This window comes from Arthrobacter rhamnosi, assembly GCF_054510855.1.
Genome location: NZ_JBTNDT010000009.1, coordinates 93,693 through 113,799, shown reverse-complemented (window position 1 = coordinate 113,799; position 20,107 = coordinate 93,693). Strand labels below are relative to the sequence as shown.

The window sequence follows — 20,107 nt, the reverse complement described above, 5'->3', positions numbered from 1 at the left end:
GGACGAGCGTGAAGGCACACTTCTCACCCGTGCCCTAGCCGTCGTCGGACTGGTGTCCCTTCCACTGACCGGCACCGCCACTCTTGCCATCGGATTCGGCGCGGAAGCACCAATGGTCATGACCCTCCTGATGGGGACCCTGTTCGTTATCGGGGTTTCCTCATTCGCGGTGTTCAACCACCGAAGCTGAAACTAAACCTCATCACACATCCCCGGGGAGCACCGAAAGAACACGGGTCCCCGTCCGGTACCTGTCGGCCGGGGTCGACCCCGCGGCGTCGACAGGGCCACTCATGCTCACGATGCTCGCCAGTCTTGCCGGATACGAGCGGGAACTGATCTCACTCCGCATCAACGCCGACATCGTGGCTTTAAACCGGAACGGAGCCCGCTTCGACCGGCCCGCAATAAGGTCTCAGGTCCTCGCCGACAAGCTCGTCGTCGCTTCCGATGCCCAGGCGAAGGAGCGCGCCGCTGAAGAGGCAGCCCAACTTATTGGGTGAAGCCGTGCAACGCTCTACCGCCGCCAGCAAACCCTGACAACCAATGCGCAGGCCATTACGCCCATCATGCGTCCCTTTGAAGAGGCTGTCCTTGTCGGACCGAACCTCAGGTAATCCACAGGGTTCCCGCAAGATCGGTTTGTGCCTTGCTCCTTCCGTCGACTGGTTTCTATCGTGCCCGTGGGGGTTCTATTTTGTCTCGGTCTCACTTTCGCTGGTTTTCAACGCCTTCTCCCGCGTGCCCAGAATCGTTGTCGTGCTGGCCGGCATGTCCCGCCACGTCACCGGAAGGCGCGCTGCCCAGTTGAATCGTTTGAACGGCCCCAGGCCCGTCGTTGCCCAATCGCGGGCGCGGCGCGGTGTCCGCGTTGTTGCGGCTGCGGTCGCCCTCGTGGTCGGGTTGTGCGGGTTTGGGCCTGCTGTCGCCGCGCTACCTGCTGAGGCGAGTTCGATTCCTATTCCGGCGGAATCTTCGTCGCCCCCCGAGGCCACCGAGGGTGTGGACGAGCCCTCCACGCCCTCCACATCCGTTCCGATGCCGACACCGGCTGCCGAGCAGCCGTCGGCCCAGCCAACTGTTGCCCAAGAGCCGGTTCCGGACGAACCGGAGCCCCTCATCTCCGCGCCCTCCCCCGTAGTGGAACCTATTTCGCCTTCTGAGCCGGCCACCGCCACGGATCACGACGTGCAGGGCGATGAACCTCCGACTGAATCCGATCGCGCACCACCGGCGGAGGCCGGTACGGCGGACGAATTCCGAACCTTCGCGGAGGTCGGTATCGCGGCCGCAGGGATCCCTGAGGGGCCCCGCCAGGTATGGGCCGAGTCCTTCGAGCAGGGACTGACGAACACTGCCAGCGGGCTTCCCTCCTACTCCGGCGGCAGGTACACGGCGTCCACGGGGTGGGTGAGCGGAACAAGCTGCACGGGAGTGCTGCTCAACTATGTAGCGCCCTACCCCAATACCGCGTTTTGTCCGACCCAGCAGAACGGTTTGGGCCAATCGTCCCTGGCGGCGCGTGATGTTCGACGCATGGCGGATGTGCTCGGCCAGGTACAGGCAGGTGTGTCCGGTTCCGCCTCCGCCACGTCCCCCGCCAATGGCTCGACCACCGGGACACAGGTCAACCACGCTCTCGTCTCACTGCCCTATGCGACGGTCCTGGGTGGTACGACGGTGCTGCAGTCCGCCGCCGGAATCGCCGTAACGGCTCCTGATGCCCGGTACTACGCCCTCGGGTTCAATGCCGTGGGCGCCCGTTGTGGCACGAACAACGCGTCCCTTTCCTTGAACCTCGTCTCGGATACCACGACCCTCCTGACAGGATTCCCAGCCGCCGTGGTGCCGTGCGCCAGCACGGGCAACGTCTACTACACCTCCCCGCCGCTTCGGACCCTTGGCACCATTTCCGGCATCGTCGACCCCGCCTGGTCGACATCTGTCCGTGCAGCAACCTACAACGGGTTGAACACCGCGCTCCTCACCCCCGCGCAGATCTCCGCTGCCAAGGTGCAGCTCACGAACACCGTGACAGGTACGGGCAGTGGGTTCGGCGTCGACGACATCCGCGTCCTCGACGTCACGCCCGCCCTCGACGTCGCCGTACCGGCCCAAGCCACAGCGACGGTTCCGACCACCCTGACCTACACGATCACCAACACCGCGGATCAGCTGCTGAAAGCCGACTGGCGGTTTTCCACGACGCTGCCGCAGGGCCTGAGGGTCGCCTCGAACTCGCCGGTCGCCGGGACGTGCACGAACGTCACGGGTGTTCCCTTCAGCGTCACTGCCGCAGCAGGTTCGGGCTCCATTACCGCTGTCGGCGGGGACCTCGCCGCGGGTGCGACCTCGTGCACCATCCTCGTCGACGTGATCGCCGCCGATCCCGGAACCTACTCCAGCGGCACCGTGACCCCTACGGGACTCATCGCCTCGCCCGCCATCGACCTGACCATCGAGCCCGCGACGACGATCACGGTGCGCAAGAACCTGCCGTCCCGCGCGACGCCGGCCGATCAGTTCACCCTGTCACTGCGAACGGGGGCCACCATCCTGGCATCGGCCACGACCACCGGTACAGCCACCGGCATCCAGACCGCGCAGATCTCCCGCTCGGTGGTCCAGCCCGGCTCCACCTACACGATCTCCGAAGCATCGACCAACAATGCCGGTATCGGCTACTCGAACAGCTACGAGTGCACTCGGTCCGGTACCGTCATCGCGTCCGGATCCGGCGGGTCGGCTGCAATCACCATGCCCAGTGACGTGGGAGCCGAGGTCACCTGCACCTTCACGAACACCGCGCAGCCTGTGCGCCTGTTCTGCGACACCAACCACTTCTACTCGATCCAGGCCACCGGTGCACTGGAGCAAGCGGACATCACCGCAGGAGGTTCTCCTGCCGCCGTCGGAACCTGGACGAGCGTTTCATCAGCGAACGCCCTGGGCGTCGGCGCAGGTGGGAGCGTCGCCTACGCGCTCGACCGGTCAACTGACGGAAGCGACGTGCTGTCCGTCCTCAAGTGGACGTCCAGCGGCGGTTTCGAGAAACTGACCGGCACGGCCTACGCGACAAGGACCACCAACGGCACGGAGGTACCGGGCACCATCGTTGCCGGCGCCGTCGACCTCACCAGTGGGCGCTATCTCTTCGGTAAGTTCAACAATGGGCAGTTCCACATCTGGAGCTTCACCGAGATGAACCCCACCGCCTCCCGCTTCGCCTACGTGGGCTCGTTCACCGCCGCCACTGCATCGGCGAACGGAGACATGGCTTTCGACGCCGTCGGTAACCTGTACGTGGTAGGCGCGCCCCCGACCGACACGACGTCCACCACGACCACCGCGACGATCTACACGATCGCGAAGGCCACGCTCGCTGCCGCGAACGGTGGCACGCTGGCGGTGGGCACGACGACGCCGAAGACGTTGACCGGCACGGACGCACCCTTCGCCGCCGCCAACGGCGTGGCGTTCTCGCCACGCGGTACCCTCTACCTCGGCAACGCCGGAAGCGCCTACGAGTTCGACGCCAACACGGGACGCCGTGTACCGGGCACGCCCCGCGTCGCCGTCAACTCCACCGACCTCGCAGGCTGCACGACGCCCTCGACCATCACCGTGCAGAAGAACGTGGTGGCACGCCAGGCCCCCAGCGACCAGTTCACCCTGACGGCCGCCACAGGATCGCCACTGACGACAATCGCCACGGCAACCACCTCCGGTGCTACGACCGGGCGCCAGACCGAGCAGCTGGGCCCCTTCCCCGCTTCGGCCGGGAGCACGATCACCATCTCCGAGACCATGGCTGCCAACTCCGGCTCCGCGCTCAGCAGCTACAGAAGCTCCTACGACTGCTGGGCGAACGGAGTGCGATTGAGCGCAGGTAACACCTCGACAGGCACCGTCACCATGCCAAGTGGTCTAGGCGTGAATGTGAACTGCACGTTCGTCAACTCCCCAGGTCCTGTTGCGGCCTCGAGTGTGCGGATCACGAAGACCATCCGAGAAGCCTCGGGCCTCACTCGTCCCGGCGTCGACTGGACCGTGGGCACGACGGCGACGGCGACGGCGGGCTCCGCGACGGCCCTCCCGAGTGAGGTGCCCAGACAGCAGACAGATGCTGCCGGCCAAGCTAGCTGGCAGGTGCTCTACGGGTCGACGGCGTCACGGGCAACGGTCGTGGTCTCGGAGGTCCAGCAGGAAGGTTTCGCCTTCGTCAGCGGATCCTGCACCGTGAACGGTGCTGCCGTCCCGACCACCTTCGCTCCAACCAACGCCCCGGCCGGGCAGGCCATCAGCGCCAGCCTCACCGGCATAGCTCCCGGTGCGACGATCGAATGCGCACTTGTGAATCGGCCCACCGCATTCCTGACGCTCGTGAAGGATGTGGCGTTCGGCTCCGCACTGCCGACGGACTGGACCCTCAGCGCCACAGGCCCCAGCAGCGCGCTGCCCGGCCCTTCCGGACGCTCCGGATCGGGTCCGGCCTCGAACGTGCCCGTGACCCCCGGCGTCGCCTACCGCCTGGCCGAGAGCGGTGGTCCCCTCACCTACGTGCAGACCGGCGCGTGGCAATGCCGCACCGCAACGGGTGCCACCATCACCGTCACCGCGGCGGGAGACATCACTCCGACATCCGGCGTCTCGATCACCTGCACCGTGACGAATGCAACGGCGGCCCTCACCCTGCTCAAGCAGGTCATCGACCCGCGACCGGGTTTCCAGGCCGCGGACTGGAAGGTCACAGCAACACCGGCCGTACAGGCCGGCGCTGTCCTGCCGACGGAGACCCGACCCGGCGCCGAATACGTTGCGTCGGGAAACCCCGCAAACACCTTCGACGTGCGCCCGAGCCATGGGTACACGCTCTCGGAAGCGGCCACTGACCCCACCCGGAAGCTCGCATACCAGGAACTTCGTCTCGAGCGCCTGTCCGGCTCGACGTGGGTCCCGGTGGCCTCGCGAACCATCACCGCTCCACCAGCGGGTCAGACGGCGGTCTACCGCTTCGTCAATGCCCCGGTGGAGCCGACCACCCTGCCGCTCACCGGCGGCACCAGCGCCGACGCGTTCTACATCGGAGGTGGAGTGCTGCTCATCGCGGCCCTCGTCCTCATGGTGTGGAACAGGCGTCGACGAATGCGAGGCGCCTTCCGCTGATGCGCCTACTCCCCCTCGATCGCCCCGTTCCTGCTCTTTCATGTTCGTCAACCGGTCTCACTTTCGTACCACTTCCATAGGAGATAACACGTGTCCATTCCCATCCTCCGGCGGCTGTCTGCCGCTGTCGGCGTGCTGGCGCTGAGCGCAGCGGCAGCATTCGTCGCCGTCTCACCAGCAACTGCCGTCACCCAACCGGGCAACATCGATCCGAATCAGGCCCGCACCCTGACCATCCACAAGTTCGCCCTCGGCCCGGAGAACGGCCAGAACATCGGCACCGGCCAGGAGGTCACCGTCCCGGGCACGCCCTTGGCCGGCGCCACCTTCACCGCTGCGCTGGTCCAGGGTGTCGACCTCACCACGCCGGATGGCTGGAACCAGGTGTCCGCGCTGACCCCGGCGACAGCAGCGTCCCGCGTGACCGTCGCTGACACCTTCACGGGGACGACGGGCTCCGACGGCGTCGCGGTCTTCAACACCCTGCCCATCGGGCTGTACCTCGTGACCGAGACGGTACTGCCTGCCGGAGCCACCAACCCGGCGGCGCCGTTCCTCGTCACGCTGCCCTTCCCGACCGGCCCCGGTGGAGCGCCGTCGAACCAGTGGATCTACGACGTCCACGCCTACCCGAAGAACGCGGTGACCGACCTGACGAAGACCCGCGTGCCGGCTCCGGCCAATTCGGTCGAGGCCCGGAACCCGGACCTCATCCGCTGGGCGATCAGCTCCGATGTGCCGACCCTCGCCGCGGGCGACGCCCTCGACACGTTCGTTCTGTCCGACACCCTGCCCGAGCAGCTCGAATACCTTGCGACCGGTCCCACAGGCGTCGCCCCGACCAGTGTGCGGGTCGCCAACGCTGCTGGCATCACCCAGAACTTCGTCGAGGGGACGGAGTACACGCTCGTGTACGACGGAGCGTCACGCACCCTCACGGCCACCTTCACCCCGGCAGGCCTCACCCGCCTCAGGTCGCTGCCCGCGGGGGATGTCACGCTCACCGTCCTGAGCCGCGCGGAGGCGATCCCCTCCAACGGCATTATCACGAACACCGCCTCGAGCATCGTGAACGGTGCCACCGAGACCGTGACCGGCAGCACCCCCATCGGCCAGCTCACGGTCTTCGCCTTCCAGGGCGAGAACGGGGTGCGGACACCCCTCGCGGGTGCCGTGTACCAGGTGTTCCTCAACCAAAACGACGCCAACCTGGGCCAGAATGCCGTATTCATCGACGGCCTCCAGAACTGGACGACCGGGGCGAACGGTTTCGTGGCGATTCCCATCATCACGCCGGGTAACTACTACGTCCGCGAAATCACGCCTCCGGGTGGCTTCCAGATCCCCGCGCCCAACCAGATCCAGACGCAGGTCGTCGCCGGTCCGAGCTCGATCACCGCTCCGGTTCAGAACTACGTCGAGTTCGAGCACGACCAGGTTCCGGCCTTCGCGCTCCCTCTCACGGGTGGCGACGGTGCCCTGTGGTTCACCGTGGGCGGAACCGGTCTGATCGCCATCGCCGTCGGCACGGCAATCGTCGCCGCGCGGCGTCGTGCTTCCATGGCACCAGTCACCGCGTAATCCGGCATCATGAACTCGAAGGCGGGGCGTCAGGACGGCGCCCCGCCTTCGCGTATCCCCGAGAAAGCACTCATGCACTCCTCCACCGAGCGGACGTCGACCCCCCTGCGCCACCACCGGGCAGGACGGTCGGGTTGGCGGTTATCTACGCTCCCTCTGCTGGTCGCGATGGCGATCATCACCGGTGCAGCCCTCCTCCTATATCCCGCTGCGGCCGCCTGGTTCAGCTCCGTGGAGCAGTCGCGCGAGATCGACAAGCTCACCCAGGACATCAACGATCTGGGTGCGGACACGCTGCGCGAAAGACTCGCCGAAGCGCGTGCCTACAACCAGGACCTGGGTGGGGGCGGCGCCGACGTCGCTGCGAATGAGCGACTTCCCTTGGCGAAGGATCCCGGCGCCCACGGCACCCCGACGTACGACACCATGCTCCGGGGCGATTCGGAAGGCCTGATGGCGCGCATCAGGATCCCCGCGATCACCCTCGACCTGCCCGTCTACCACGGCACCAGCAATACCGTGCTCGAGCGCGGGATCGGCCACCTCGAGGGTACGGCGCTTCCCGTCGGGGGACCGTCGACCCACTCGGTCCTCACCGGACATCGCGGCCTCGCGACGTCCGAGCTTTTTTCCAAACTGAACGAGGTCGAGGTCGACGACACGTTCACCATCGAGGTCTTCGGTGAGACCCTCGCGTACCGCGTCGTCGAGACCCTCGTCGTCGAGCCCGAGGACACCGAGAGCCTGCTCATCCAGCCGGGCAGGGATCTGATGACCCTCGTCACCTGCACCCCGCTCGGTATCAACAGCCACCGCATCCTGGTCACCGGTGAGCGGATCACCCCCACACCCCAGGCCGACATCGACGTAGCGGGCGACGCCCCCGATGTTCCCGGATTCCCCTGGTGGATGTACATCGCCGGCGGCGTCGTCGTCGCCACCGGCACCTACGTCTGGGCATCAGGACGACCACCAAGGCCAATCCGATCGAACCTCCCACAGGAGCACCAACCGCAACCGATTGAGAAGAAGGGTTCATGCACGCGATGAAAGGCCGCAGAAGACTGCTTGGCCGCCTACATGACTCAGACACCTGACCGCCGCGGCCGCCCTGTCTTCACTCCAGCAAGCACTTGGACCCGAAGGAAGATGCACAATCGGCGACAATGCAATTTGGCGCACACTCGCTGGCTTTCGAAACGATTCCATCGTGGCAAAAGCGGGCAACCAATAGGAACGCTGCCGTCATGATGCAGTCGAGGCTGTCGCCATCCCTGACCGAGTCAGGGATTCCATCGGTTCAGGCCCGCTCTGCCAGCTGTTTGATGGCGACGATCGCTTCCGACCACATCGTGCGCATGTCATCGGCCCACTCGTCGGGTACCTCGAGCTCGACGATGAGAGTCGTCACCCCACCGGCCTGGCTGAACGAGTAGCTCTCATGCAGCCCGACCGCGGGCCCTTCACGGTTCTCGACGTCATTCTCGATAGTGCCGAGGTAGCGGATCGATACGAACTCGTGGGGCCGATTTTCGGTGATGGTGCCGAAGAGGCCGCTGGCCGTGCCGTCGTCGTTTGGGCCGAGGAAGCGGATTTCGTCGCCCTCGTTCCAGCCGCCTTCGTAGGTGGATCCCTCCTGGAAGGCGCCTGTCCATTCGCGGTAGGTGTCGAGGTCAAGCATGACGTTCCAGACGTGCTGCGCGGGAGCGTCGATATCGACGCTGAATCGGAGGTCCTCCATGCGCGATTGTAGAGCCGAGGTCCTCTGGCGGCGCAAGACCACCGACAGGGCCGATTCGTGAATGGCCTTCGCAACCAGGTGATGTGAAGTACTGGAACCGCAGGACGTCCAGCGGTGAACCGCAATCAGCCCAGGTAGGCTTCGCGATCGAGGCATCCTGATGAGGTTCCTCTCCGACGGGATCGACCATGCGGCGTCGACAGGCCGGCTGATGGTGCACATGCTTGCGACTTTCGCCGAGTACGAAACCACATCACGGCTTACACAGTGGGTGAGATCTTTGCGGTCATCCCAGTTACATCCGTCGAGTCTTCGGGTAGCCGCTTGAGCAACCACCACCCGTAGGCGATAAAGCCCAGCAGGTACGCGACGCGGACGCCGAACGGCAGGTTACCCGGGCTGAGGATCTGAAGGAAGTCGCCCAGGGCGTGCACACCGACCAGAGGCCAGATCGTCTTCAAATGCCAGCGCAACGCGGCGCAGGCGAAGCCGAAGGCCGCTGCATTGATGGTGAGAAATACTATGTCGACCACAGGCCGAGAGAACCAGATACCGCTGAGCGTATGGCCTGCCCCGAACAGCAGGGCCACCCCGACTGCCGCCCGAACGGGGCCGAGCACAGCCAGGACCCGTTGCACCAGACCGCGGCTGAGCGTTTCCTCCGAGATCCCGAGCACGATGTAGAGGACGGCTGCGCTGAGCAATTCGCGGGCAGTGCCCACCACTCCGTCGAGCGAGTAACTCACCGCTACCAGCACCAGCGGCGTCAGAAGCCACCAGGACCGATCAGGACGCCGCCAAACCAGCCCTGCCGAACGGGTCCAGCCGAGCCAGATAATGAGCCCAACCGGAACCACCGCAGCACCAAGGTTGACCAGCGTGGTCCCGAGGTCGGGAAACCAGTGCGGGCGCAAAGAAGCCGTCGCTTCGGCCAGTGCGAACAGCACCACATGCCAGGCCAGGGTTAGCAGGACCGCGCTGAGGATCGGCCGCCGGGCGAGCACGACGCGCCCACGATCGGCTGCTACCGCCACATCACACCAAGTGTCTGCTCTGCCTTCATCTCAGTGGCCTCCACCAACCCGTTCATCACCAGCTGCGACCCACTATGGCACGGTGCTCCCGGATGTAGTCATGAACCGTCGAATACGACAGGCCACCGCCGGAGGCCGGCTTCAGTTGGACTACAGCAATCGGGTTGCGACGGCGACCTGAACGGCACTGAAGACCGTCAGGAGTGGAAGGAGGTATCGGCCTGACCGGCAACGACCCGAACGGCGTCCGCCTCGGTCATAGCGTCTGATTCGTCGTGCTTGGACTGTGTCATTGTTCGACGATCAGGAGGTCTCCGACTTCGCAGTCCAGCGCGCGGCAGATCGCGGTGAGCGTGGAGAAGCGGATCGCTTTCGCTCGGTCGTTCTTCAGGACAGAAAGGTTCACCAGGCTCACTCCGACCCGCTTACTGAGCTCGGTCAGGGTCATATTCCGTGCTTCCAGGAGCTCGTCGAGCCGACAGTGGATGCCTGTCACATCGTCAGCCGGCATCAGATAAGGCCCTCGGTGTCTTTCTGCAGGCGGCGGCCGAACTGGAAGACCCCGGCGACCAGGATGAGGACGATCCCGGCCACTGCGGGTGCGAAGGGAAGATCGCCCGCGAAAATGATTGTTTCTCCCGGTATGCGCTTGTTCGCCCCGATCGCTTCAGCCAGACGGCTTCGGGCGATCTGATCGAGGATCTGCCCGGTAGTGCCGGCCACGGCCAGGACAGCCCCGCAGACCCCGATGATCCACACCGATTCCGTGGTGAAGAGGTTCTCCCTGCGTAGCCGGAACGCGAGCAGAAAGAGCAGAGCAAGCACCGCCAGGACACCGATCTGGTTCAGCGCCCCTGCCCATGCCAGAAGGGCAGCTTCTGTGGAAGGAAGGCTAGGTATGGTCGCTTCAATCGATGTGAAGTGCGCCTCCACACCGTCAGGAAGACCCGTTGGAGTCTGGTTCGCGGTCGCCAGCGAAAGAGTGAGGGTGGCAGGACCCGTGGACACGGTGACGATGTGAGAGACAGTTGCCATCGTCGTGATGACAGCTGTAATGGCTGTCAGGATCATCAGGGCCCGAGCATCCCCTGTGGAAAGGATTTTCTTGCCCTCTGGTGCTGTGCGAGCCGTTCTCGTGGTGCGACGCATGATTCCTCCACTGGGTTATCGACTACCGATATTACCGATAGTCGATAAGCTAGTGGTGAAGCAATCGAAAATCAAGAGGTGATCCACGTTGGGATCCCTCCGACGTCGCGGTGTTCCTGCACGTCGTTCGACAGGGCGGCGGGCCGCCGGAACTCCAGGTCAGCTGACTCACGACGTCTCGTCCCGTTATCTACATGCGGACGTCTCCGGCGCTATGTGGCATCTGATCGCAAGCGATGCCGCGTCTACATCCCGAGCGTCGGCCATTCCCACAGCAGCGGGATTGGCTTTGCCGGCGGCAATCCATTCCTCAGCCGTGGTGCACGCGTCAACGGCGGTACTTCCAGAGCGTTTTGTTCCTCACTCGTGTAATTGCCTCGTGCGTACAGTCTGTCGTACTCCACGCGCATCACCTCGAACGCTTCAGCGCAATCCGGGGAGACGGTCGTCGTCGTGGTCCTGGTCGTATTCTTCCCCACGGCGAACCCGATGATCACAAGTGCGATCACCACCAGGACCGCAGGACCACCATATCTCCGACCCCAGGTCCTGCCTGGGAGCCTTGAACGGGCTGAGGTAAGTGCCCCCGGCTTGGTCGAGCGTGTCCCCATAATGGTCCTACTTTCAGTGATTTTGAAGTTCGCGCGTGTAAAGCCTTACACGGGCGCCCGCTCCCACTGGGATGGCACCCCTAGGACAGGACCGCATCTTGGTAATGACGCGAAGACCGGTGTTCAAATTTCCCGGACCCTACCGCATGGCGCAGCGCTCACCACTCCTCCCGACCAATGTGTAGATGCCCTTGAGCCCTCACACCGGAGTCACCACGCCTCGGATATGGATCCGCATACGGCACAGTGGGCTGAAGCTATTCAACGGATACTCAAAGGGCTTTGGTTAACTGGTCCTGACTGCCTGTCGAGTCAGAAGAGGGTTGGCGCCTCAGAGTCGATGCCGGTGAGGAGCGGCCGGATGATTGGCTCGTTCCATCCGTGCTTGAGGAGGGCTGCGCGCAGCTCGACGGAATGGGCGCGGAATTGGGTTCGGCCGACTCTGCGCCACCGGAAGGTCGAGGCGTTGGCGTGCCGGCCCTTCCGGGACCGGTCGAGCATATTCAAGGCCTGGGTGCCTGGAAGCAGGTGGGTATCTGTCCCGGTGCTGGCGTGGACGCACAGTGGAACGTCGCAGACATGCATTAGCGTGATGCCGCGGTGGAGGATTTCGCCGGTGAGTTGTTCGTAGGCGTAGCGTTGTGGCCGCAGGGCGCGTTGCCCGCCGTCGCGGGTGACCCAGAATCGTCCATAACCGTCGTCGGCTACGGCGCCGGTCCAGATCCAGCAGTCATGCGGTCGCTGGCCCTTGACGACTTTCTCCCAGAACCGGTCGGCCTCTCCCCTGCGTTGCCTCATCACCAGCTACCTCCGCCGGTACGTCATCGGACCCGGACGGGCTGGCGGACGGCCGGCCGGCGGCCCTCCATCCGCACAACACCCGCGATGATGAGCGCGGCTGCGGCGACGACCATCAGCTGACCCCACCACGGTGCTGCGGTCTCGACGACCAGAACATACAGGCCGAGAAACCAGAGTGCGATTGCCAGCCCGCCGGCCGCCTGGTGACGAATGCGTGGTGGGATGGGCAGCAGGAGCAGCGGCAGCCGGAGGATCGCGCGGACGAACAGGTAGCTGTAGCGGATGCTCGAGGTGAGCAACCAGCGGATGAGTCTGATCATCAGGTTCTCCTGATCATCGAGAATCCTCTGGTGCGAGTCTGGTCGCGATTGCTTCGCCCGTGCCGGCCTGGCTCGCCGGTGGCTTCACTCTCGGCTTTCGTCCCTTTGTGGGAGTCGCCTGATCCCGTTTGAGTGTGCGGTAGATGGTGGTCCTGCTGACACCGAGGACCTGGCCAATCTGTTCGACGGTCATGTCCTGCTGCTCATACATTCGCCTTGCGGCAGTGACTTGGTGAGCACTGAGCCGTGGTGGTCGGCCTCCTGTGCGGCCTCGAGCTCGGGCGGCCGCGAGGCCAGCGTTCGTGCGTTCCCTGATGAGGTCCCGTTCGAACTCGGCAAGAGCAGCGAAGACATGAAAGACCAAGCGCCCACCGGGCGAGGTTGTGTCGATCGTTTCCTGGAGGGACTTGAACCCAATGCCCTTGTCCTGGAACGCGGTGAGCTGGTCGATGAGGTGCCGGATGGAGCGGCCAAGCCGGTCAAGCCGCCAGACCACGAGCGTGTCCCCGGGCCGCAACTGATCCAGAAGCTTGGTGAGCTCCGGCCTTTGGTCGAGCGATCCTGAGATGGTGTCCACGAACACCCGGTAACACCCAGCAGCCTTCAAAGCGTCGACCTGCAGCGAAGCGTCCTGATCGGTCGTAGACACCCGTGCGTACCCGAGGAGGTGTCCCATGCCCTCCAATGTAGCGGAACTCATCCGTGGGCAGTAGAAGTGGCACATAGATTGTGGCACTGAGTATTGCTACGAAAACAGAACCCTCCAGGGTCCGCATCGAGGGTTGGCAGCACGTGTAGCGAAAACGTTCGTTACTGGCGCTCGTGCTCATCGAGCACTGTTCTGCCTTCGGGCCACAATGCTCCGCATGTCGGACACTCGATGCTCCACTCGTCAGAGCCCCAGATCACCCTCATCTTGCCGACGTTCTTCCTGCTGGAGCAGCACCGCTGCTCAGCGTCCTGGCTTGGCTCTGCTTTCAGGTGGACAGCCCTTCAATCGTTGGTCACGACGCTCGACGCTGTCCACCTCAAGGCCTGACGCCACTCCGCATTGCCCCGACACACCTCCATTTGCTTCTTATACCCCCTTGGGGTATACAAGAAGACGGATACCCCCCTAGGGTATTTAGATCGATGTCATCTCACAAGGAGTCCCCATGTACGCCACTTCAGCTGACCCTTCGGGCGCGCCCGTATCTACGGCAAGTAGGCGTCTTGGTCTGGCTCTGCTGGTGGTGGCCAGCGCTCAGCTGATGCTGGTATTGGACGACTCGATCGCGAACATCGCCCTGCCTTCGATTCAGAACGAGCTCGGTATCTCCTCAGCGAGCCTGCCATGGGTGATCAACGCCTACATCCTGGCGTTCGGCGGTCTGCTTTTGTTCGGGGGAAGGCTCGGTGACCTCTTCGGTCGGCGGCGGATCCTGCAGATCGGTATCGGCCTGTTCACTCTGTCCTCGCTTGTGGCCGGGCTCGCACCAGCCGGCCCGGTGCTCGTCGCAGCCCGTGCTGTCCAGGGACTGGGGGCGGCGCTGACCGCGCCGAACGCACTTGCTCTGATCGCAACGACCTTCCCCGCCGGGCAGGCTCGGAACAAGGCACTGGCCCTGTACGGGGCAATGTCCGGTCTGGGTGTGACCGTGGGACTGCTGCTAGGAGGCGTACTGACAGGGACGCTCGGCTGGCGGTGGGTGTTCTTCATCAACATCCCCATCGGACTCGCCCTGCTCGCCGGAACCCGGATCCTCATCGACGCACCCCGGCACCCCGGCCGACTCGATCTTCCCGGAGCAGTCACCGGCACCGGCGGGATCGCCGCTATCGTCTTCGCCATCATCCACGGAGGTGAACAGGGTTGGGCTGATCCGGTAACACTGATCGCGTTCGCCCTGGCCGCCATCCTGCTACCGGTCTTCGTCATCATCGAATTCCGCAGCACGGCCCCGATGCTCCCCTTGCGCCTGTTCGCCGACCGCAACCGGACCGGTTCCTACCTCGGCATGCTGTTCGTCAGTTTTGGGCCCATGGGCACCTTCTACCTGCTGACCCTCTACATGCAGCACATCCTCCAGTACGATCCCGTCCGCACCGGGCTGGCCTGGCTGCCCTTCGGCGCCGGCATCATCCTCTCCGCCGGCATCGCCTCGAAACTCGTCGCCAGGTTCGCTCCCCGCGTCGTCGCCGTCGCCGGGATCATCATCTCCACCGCCGCGATCCTGTGGCTGTCCACCATCACCCCGGATTCCGGGTACGTTCAGCACCTCATGGCCGGGATTTTCGCCGTCGCCGTAGGTTTCGGGTTGAGTTTCGTGCCCCTGACCCTCACCGCTATCACCGGCGTTCGACCGGAGGACTCCGGCATAGCCTCGGCGCTGCTCAATGCCGCCCAGCAAATCGGTGTCGCCCTTGGCATCGCCGCTCTGTCCACGATCAGCGTCACCACCACAGAAGGCCGGGTACCCAACGCCCTCACAGCCCTTCACGACGCCCGCACAGTAGGCGATACCGACGCTGTGGCGACCGCGAGCCAGGCCGTCGTCGACGGGTACACAACCGCCCTGAGCGGCGGAGCGCTCATCCTCGCTGCCGCCGCAATCATCGTCATCTTCATGGTGACTGCTCGCCCACACCAGGACCAGCACGCAACGAAAGGGACAACCCATGCATGATCACCAGGCAGATGCCCAGTACATGAAGGACCTGAAGAGAACGCGCCAGATATGGTTTCCGCGTTCTTCGCCTTCGACAAGGCGGTCTTCAGCAAGAAGACAGGCGGACTTGACCTGCTCGTTCGGGAGCTCATCGCGGTCGGTGTCGCAGTCACCACCCAGTGCCCCTTCTGCATCGAGGATCACTCTAAGCGTGCCGTTGCCGCGGGCGCTTCCACGGCCGACGTTGCGGAAGCTGTCATGGTTGCTGCCGCATTGCGTGCCGGAGGTGGAGTGACTCACGGATGGAAAGCCATGAGAAGCATCGCTGATGAAGTCTGAGTGACGCCGAATCAGGGTGCGTGAATCATCCTGAGTACGGGATTAGTTGATGAACGCGCCGAGGAAGCGGAACAGGACGCTTGCGGCGGCGGCGATGAGGACGAGAGCAGTAAGTGGCCCCGTCCATTCAGCGAGAAAACGTCGCACAGGAGCAGGCGCGGGAAATCAAAACAGCCCAACAGACAGCCCCGATAGCAGCTCGATCAAGCAGCAGTCAGGTATCCGCATCTACCCCTAAGCGTCACCGCTACCTGGAGAACGCTCAGGCGGTGGCGCGATATGAAGCGTCAGTGTTCTAGGCGTCTAAGGAGCCCGGCGGTCGATTCTCTGGGTACGAGGTGTACTGGCATCTTGTGCACGCCTGGTTTGCTGTTGCCGGCGATGGCTGATTGCAGTTCTGCTGCTACTGCTCGTCCCATCTCCTCGAGATCCATGTCGATGGTCGTCAGAGGTGGTTGTGAGGTTGTGCTGAACAGTTCCCAGTTATCGAAGCCTACGACTCCCACGTCGTGAGGAACAGAGATCTGCTCTGCCCTGAGTGCGTCCACGACCCCTCGGGCGATCTGGTCGCTTCCGCAGAAAATGCCGTCGAAGGGGACCTTGGAGTTCAGGAGCGCCCGGACGCCTTGGCGCCCCCATTGTTCGCTCCAGTCGCCGTAGAGCACCTCACCGGTGACCAATTCCAAGCCCAACGTCGCCAACGTGCCGATAGCAGCGTTTCCGCGTTCGATAGCCGCGTCGTAGCGTGGCTCTCCGTTGAGCATGGCGATGCGTGTGCGTCCCCGTGCTGCGAGATGCTCGATGGCGAGCCGGGCGCCCATCGCATTGTCGGGGGTGTAGGAGCGGTCGGTGTCGAGAACAGAGGGTGTGTAGGCGTACACCACGGGAACAGGGACATCAGCGGAAATCGATTGACGCGGGTTGGCGTCCGCGCCGAGGACGATGATGCCGTCAACTCTCTTGGCGATGAGAGTTTGAAGAATGAACTGCTCCCGCACGCGATCGTTCCGGGCGTCGCTGATGATGACCGAGGTAGAACCGGCACCGAAAGCTTCTTCCACGCCCATGAGGATCGGCAGCACGAAACGGCTGGACAGATCAGCGGTCAGTACTCCGATAGTGCCAGTGACAGAAAAGTTCAGAGCCTGCGCGAAGGGATTTGGCGTGAATTGGAGGCGCCGTGCTGCTTCCTGGACCCGTTGCCTGGTCTCAGCATTGACGTGCTGGCGACCGTTCAAAGCTTTCGATGCTGTCGCTACTGACACGCCGGCCTCGGCGGCGACGTCGGTCAGTACCGGCCGTTTACCCGCTGTGGTCATGGACTCCCCCGTTCTCGCTATGGCTCTGCCCACACCCTACACGCTGTTTTCCGAAACGTTTCTGCTCATGCGAAAACTTTCTATGAACCTGTGAAATGCCAGTCTCAAACCGTTGACCCTGAGGGGAACCGCTGATAGCTTTGCCGCCAGAAACCAGTTTCATATGTTTTCGTCTCCAGCTTATTCGTCTGCCGCTTACGGCTTAGACGTCCGTCCTGCAGTACAAGCAGTCGTGTTTCAACGAAGAAAAGGACCGTACTTCATGTCTACGAACCTGCCCAAGGTCACCCTCGCCGCGTTCGGCGCCCTCACTCTCACCTTTACTCTCGCGGCATGCTCCGCAGGGTCGGACCAGCCCGCGACGAGTGCCTCCGGTGGGAGCGGGAACGGTGGGACCTACACCGTTTGGGATCCCTACCCCCAGCACGAAGCGGACTCCGCCTGGGCCCAGCGCATCGACGCCTGCGGCGAGGAAGCGGGTGTCACCATCGAACGCACGGCCTACGACACGCAGGCCCTCACCAATCAGGCCCTGCTCGCAGCCCAGGAGGGTAGCTCCGCGGACGTCATCCTCCTCGACAACCCCGCGGTGTCCACCCTCGCCGAAACGGGTGCCCTCGTCGACATGGAAACCGTCGGACTCGACACCTCCGCCATCGAGGAGAACCTCCTGGCCGCAGGTGAACTCGACGGCGCGACCTACGGCATCCCGGTCGGAGCGAACACTTTGGCCCTCTACTACAACGCGGACATACTCACCGAAGCGGGTATCGACCCCGCGTCCATCACCGACTGGGACTCGCTCACCTCCGCACTGCAGGGCATCACCGACGCCGGGCACAAGGGCATCACCTTCGCCGGCATCGGCACCGAGGAAGGATCCTTCCAGTTCCTGCCGTTCTTCTGGGGGTCCGGCGCGGAACTTACCGCGCTGGACTCCGAGGACGCCGTCAGCGCGCTGGACCTCTGGACCGGATGGGTGAACGACGGTCTCGCCCCGAACTCGGTCATCAACAACTCGCAGAACACGGTGTGGGAGGAATTCCTCACCGGGGACTTCGGGTTCGCCGTCAACGGCACCTGGCAGGTCAACAGCGCCGCCGAAGCCGGCTTCGAGACCGGCTACATCCCCATTCCCGCGAAGGACGGCGGGGTCGCACCCGCGCCGACAGGCGGCGAGTTCATGCTCATGCCAGTCCAGGAGGACGAGGGGCGCTATGACACCTCGAAGAAGATCATCGAGTGCATGAGCACCACCGAAGGCCAGGTCGAAACTGCGACCACGTTCGCCTACTACATTCCCGCCACCACCGATGGGCAGGAGCTCCTGCTCGAGGAAACCCCTGACCTGCAGGTCTGGGTCGACGCCGTGAATGAAGCCAAGGGCCGCACCAGCGACAACCTCGGAACCGACTACCCGGTCATCTCCGAGCAGCTCTGGACCGCGGTGCAGAACGCACTCAGCGGATCGGCCTCCCCCGAAGAGGCTCTGAAGACAGCCCAGCAGGACGCTACCGCCGGACTAGGCCAGTAGACGGTCAACGGACGAGGGAAGGCGTGATGACGATGATCGACACCGAGGTGCACCGTCACCCTGGAATCGGCGACCGCCCCGAGGGCCAGGCCGATCGGCCTGTCCGACGACGCGGAAGGGAGAACTCGCGGCTGGCGGCATTCCTGTTCGCCGCGCCACTCGTGGCCTACCTGCTCGTCTTCTACGCCTTCCCTCTCATCCGCAACATCGACCTGAGCCTGCACGACTACACCCTCAGGGCGTTCGTCCGGGGCGACGCCGAGTTCGTCGGACTGGACAACTACCTCGCCGTCATCCGCAGCAGTACCTTCGGCACGGCCCTGGCGAACACAGCCACCTTCACCGCAGTATCACTGGTCTTCCAGTACGCGCTGGGACTGGCCCTCGCAGTGTTCTTCCGCTCCTCGTTCCGACTCTCTACTGTTCTCCGCGGACTGTTCCTGATCCCGTGGCTGCTCCCACTGATCGTCTCGGCGTCGGCCTGGTCATGGATGCTCAACAGCGACAACGGCATCGTCAACGCAGCCCTCGTCTCCCTCGGGCTGGAACCGCTGAACTGGCTCACCAGTCCGGGGCTCGCCCTGACGTCGGTGATCATCGCGAACATCTGGCTCGGCATTCCGTTCAACCTGGTCATCCTGTACTCGGGGCTGCAGAACATCCCGAAGGACTACTACGAGGCAGCGTCCCTCGACGGCGCTTCCGCCTGGCAGCAGTTCTGGCGCATCACCTTCCCGCTCCTCCGCCCGGTGACCGCCATCACCCTGCTGCTGGGACTGGTGTACACGCTGAAGGTCGTGGACATCATCTGGATCATGACCTCCGGCGGACCGGGCGACACCTCCACCACCTTCGCCACGTGGTCCTACCGCGAGGCCTTCGGCACAGGCACACCGGACTTCAGTCCCGCCGCGACCGTGGGGAACCTGCTGATCCTCATCGCCCTGGCCTTCGGCCTGCTGTACCTGCGACTCCAGAAGAACCAGGAGGAATCATGACCACCACACGCACCTGGTGGAAGACCGCACTGGGGCTCGTCTTCACCGCCCTGATGCTCTTCCCTGTCTACTGGATCGTCAACGTGTCCCTCACCAGGACCTCGGACCTGCGGAAGTCGCCGCCGAACCTGATACCCCTGAACCCGACACTCGACGGGTACACGGCTGCACTATCCCAGCAACTACCGAACCTCGCCACGAGCCTGGTCCTCGGGCTTGCCACCGTGGCACTGACCCTGCTCATCGCCGCTCCCGCCGGGTACGCCCTGTCACTCCTTCGGATGCCGGGACGCAATGCCCTCGGTTTCATCCTCCTCGTCGCCCAGATGATTCCCGCGGTCGTGATGGCCATGGGCTTCTACGCCATCTACCTCCGCCTGGATCTGCTCAACACCCTGTCCGGACTGATCCTCGCCAACTCCACCATCGCCATCCCCTTCGCCGTCCTGCTCTTCCGGGCCTTCATGTCCGGCATCCCCCGGGAACTGATCCAGGCCGCGCGTCTGGACGGGGCCGGTGTGTGGCGGACCTTCACTCTGATCGTCCTACCGCTGAGCCGGAACTCCATCCTCACCGTCTCCCTCTTCGCCTTCCTCTGGGCATGGTCGGACTTCATCTTCGCCTCGACCCTGAACCGCAGCGGTGACCTGATCCCCATCACCCTCGGCATCTACCAATACATCGGCAACAACACCACCCAATGGAACGCCATCATGGCAACCGCGGTCATCGCCTCGATACCCGCCGCCGTGCTCCTGGTCATCGCCCAGCGGTACGTCGCAGCCGGCGTCACCGCCGGCGCCGTCAAAGACTAGACAGTCCGCCCAGCACCAACCCACCAGCGCCTTCACCCCGGCACCGCG

At 64.1% G+C, this 20,107-nt stretch carries 18 protein-coding genes and 1 pseudogene; 11 read left to right on the top strand and 8 right to left on the bottom strand.

Going from position 1 to position 20,107, the window contains the following annotated elements; all coding sequences use genetic code 11:
- The 5 genes and pseudogenes from ACX80I_RS15850 to ACX80I_RS15830 all read left to right on the top strand — a co-directional run.
- Positions 1 to 190: pseudogene (locus tag ACX80I_RS15850) on the top strand (hypothetical protein); the annotation flags it as partial.
- A 103-nt stretch (positions 191 to 293) separates the two neighbouring features.
- Positions 294 to 503, top strand: a complete 210-nt coding sequence (locus tag ACX80I_RS15845) for a hypothetical protein (protein ID WP_459346068.1) — start codon at positions 294 to 296, stop codon at positions 501 to 503.
- 1,033 nt (positions 504 to 1,536) lie between these two features.
- Complete coding sequence (locus ACX80I_RS15840; RefSeq protein WP_459346067.1) at positions 1,537 to 5,166, top strand: DUF7933 domain-containing protein; 3,630 nt, start codon at positions 1,537 to 1,539, stop codon at positions 5,164 to 5,166.
- A gap of 90 nt (positions 5,167 to 5,256) precedes the next feature.
- Positions 5,257 to 6,747: a SpaH/EbpB family LPXTG-anchored major pilin gene (locus ACX80I_RS15835; protein ID WP_459346066.1), complete on the top strand. Its 1,491-nt coding sequence runs from the start codon at positions 5,257 to 5,259 to the stop codon at positions 6,745 to 6,747.
- A gap of 9 nt (positions 6,748 to 6,756) precedes the next feature.
- On the top strand, positions 6,757 to 7,797 hold the full coding sequence (locus ACX80I_RS15830; protein ID WP_459346065.1) for a class C sortase: 1,041 nt from the start codon (positions 6,757 to 6,759) through the stop codon (positions 7,795 to 7,797).
- 250 nt (positions 7,798 to 8,047) lie between these two features.
- On the opposite strand, the gene ACX80I_RS15825 is transcribed toward ACX80I_RS15830, so the two are convergent.
- Complete coding sequence (locus ACX80I_RS15825; protein WP_459346064.1) at positions 8,048 to 8,488, bottom strand: SRPBCC family protein; 441 nt, start codon at positions 8,486 to 8,488, stop codon at positions 8,048 to 8,050.
- Positions 8,489 to 8,612: 124 nt separating this feature from the next.
- On the opposite strand from ACX80I_RS15825, the gene ACX80I_RS15820 reads away from it, so the two are divergent.
- Complete coding sequence (locus ACX80I_RS15820) at positions 8,613 to 8,816, top strand: recombinase family protein (protein WP_459346072.1); 204 nt, start codon at positions 8,613 to 8,615, stop codon at positions 8,814 to 8,816.
- Here ACX80I_RS15820 and ACX80I_RS15815 read toward each other — a convergent pair.
- From ACX80I_RS15815 to ACX80I_RS15790, 6 genes are all read right to left on the bottom strand, one after another.
- Positions 8,749 to 9,522, bottom strand: coding sequence for a CPBP family glutamic-type intramembrane protease (locus ACX80I_RS15815; RefSeq protein WP_459346063.1), 774 nt, complete (start codon positions 9,520 to 9,522; stop codon positions 8,749 to 8,751). The genes ACX80I_RS15820 and ACX80I_RS15815 overlap by 68 nt on opposite strands.
- A 289-nt stretch (positions 9,523 to 9,811) precedes the next feature.
- Positions 9,812 to 10,033, bottom strand: a complete 222-nt coding sequence (locus ACX80I_RS15810; RefSeq protein WP_459346062.1) for a helix-turn-helix domain-containing protein — start codon at positions 10,031 to 10,033, stop codon at positions 9,812 to 9,814.
- Positions 10,033 to 10,671 (bottom strand): hypothetical protein, encoded by a 639-nt coding sequence (locus tag ACX80I_RS15805; RefSeq protein WP_459346061.1) that lies wholly within the window; start codon positions 10,669 to 10,671, stop codon positions 10,033 to 10,035. The genes ACX80I_RS15810 and ACX80I_RS15805 overlap by 1 nt, the downstream gene beginning before the upstream one ends.
- Before the next feature lie 923 nt (positions 10,672 to 11,594).
- Positions 11,595 to 12,080 carry a hypothetical protein gene (locus tag ACX80I_RS15800; RefSeq protein ID WP_459346060.1) on the bottom strand — a complete coding sequence of 162 codons (486 nt, stop codon included), beginning with the start codon at positions 12,078 to 12,080 and terminating at the stop codon, positions 11,595 to 11,597.
- 23 nt (positions 12,081 to 12,103) lie between these two features.
- Complete coding sequence (locus tag ACX80I_RS15795) at positions 12,104 to 12,403, bottom strand: hypothetical protein (protein WP_459346059.1); 300 nt, start codon at positions 12,401 to 12,403, stop codon at positions 12,104 to 12,106.
- A gap of 13 nt (positions 12,404 to 12,416) precedes the next feature.
- Positions 12,417 to 13,079 carry a recombinase family protein gene (locus tag ACX80I_RS15790; protein WP_459346058.1) on the bottom strand — a complete coding sequence of 221 codons (663 nt, stop codon included), beginning with the start codon at positions 13,077 to 13,079 and terminating at the stop codon, positions 12,417 to 12,419.
- 556 nt (positions 13,080 to 13,635) lie between these two features.
- Here ACX80I_RS15790 and ACX80I_RS15785 point away from each other — a divergent pair.
- Both ACX80I_RS15785 and ACX80I_RS15780 read left to right on the top strand, forming a co-directional pair.
- Positions 13,636 to 15,072, top strand: coding sequence for an MFS transporter (locus ACX80I_RS15785; RefSeq protein WP_459346071.1), 1,437 nt, complete (start codon positions 13,636 to 13,638; stop codon positions 15,070 to 15,072).
- A gap of 51 nt (positions 15,073 to 15,123) precedes the next feature.
- Positions 15,124 to 15,393 (top strand): carboxymuconolactone decarboxylase family protein, encoded by a 270-nt coding sequence (locus tag ACX80I_RS15780; RefSeq protein WP_459346057.1) that lies wholly within the window; start codon positions 15,124 to 15,126, stop codon positions 15,391 to 15,393.
- A 287-nt stretch (positions 15,394 to 15,680) separates the two neighbouring features.
- Here the strand turns inward: ACX80I_RS15780 and ACX80I_RS15775 are convergent, their stop codons facing one another.
- Positions 15,681 to 16,712 (bottom strand): LacI family DNA-binding transcriptional regulator, encoded by a 1,032-nt coding sequence (locus ACX80I_RS15775; protein ID WP_459346056.1) that lies wholly within the window; start codon positions 16,710 to 16,712, stop codon positions 15,681 to 15,683.
- 262 nt (positions 16,713 to 16,974) lie between these two features.
- Here ACX80I_RS15775 and ACX80I_RS15770 point away from each other — a divergent pair, with 262 nt between their 5' ends.
- The 3 genes from ACX80I_RS15770 to ACX80I_RS15760 are packed head-to-tail and all read left to right on the top strand — an operon-like array spanning position 16,975 to position 20,059.
- Positions 16,975 to 18,246, top strand: coding sequence for a sugar ABC transporter substrate-binding protein (locus tag ACX80I_RS15770; RefSeq protein ID WP_459346055.1), 1,272 nt, complete (start codon positions 16,975 to 16,977; stop codon positions 18,244 to 18,246).
- A gap of 26 nt (positions 18,247 to 18,272) precedes the next feature.
- The gene (locus ACX80I_RS15765) at positions 18,273 to 19,244 is read left to right on the top strand and encodes a carbohydrate ABC transporter permease (protein WP_459346054.1); all 972 of its coding nucleotides are present in this window, start codon (positions 18,273 to 18,275) and stop codon (positions 19,242 to 19,244) included.
- A complete protein-coding gene (locus tag ACX80I_RS15760) occupies positions 19,241 to 20,059 on the top strand; it encodes a carbohydrate ABC transporter permease (protein ID WP_459346053.1) in 819 nt (272 codons plus the stop codon). Before ACX80I_RS15765 ends, ACX80I_RS15760 begins: the two co-directional genes overlap by 4 nt.
- Positions 20,060 to 20,107 lie beyond the last annotated feature (48 nt).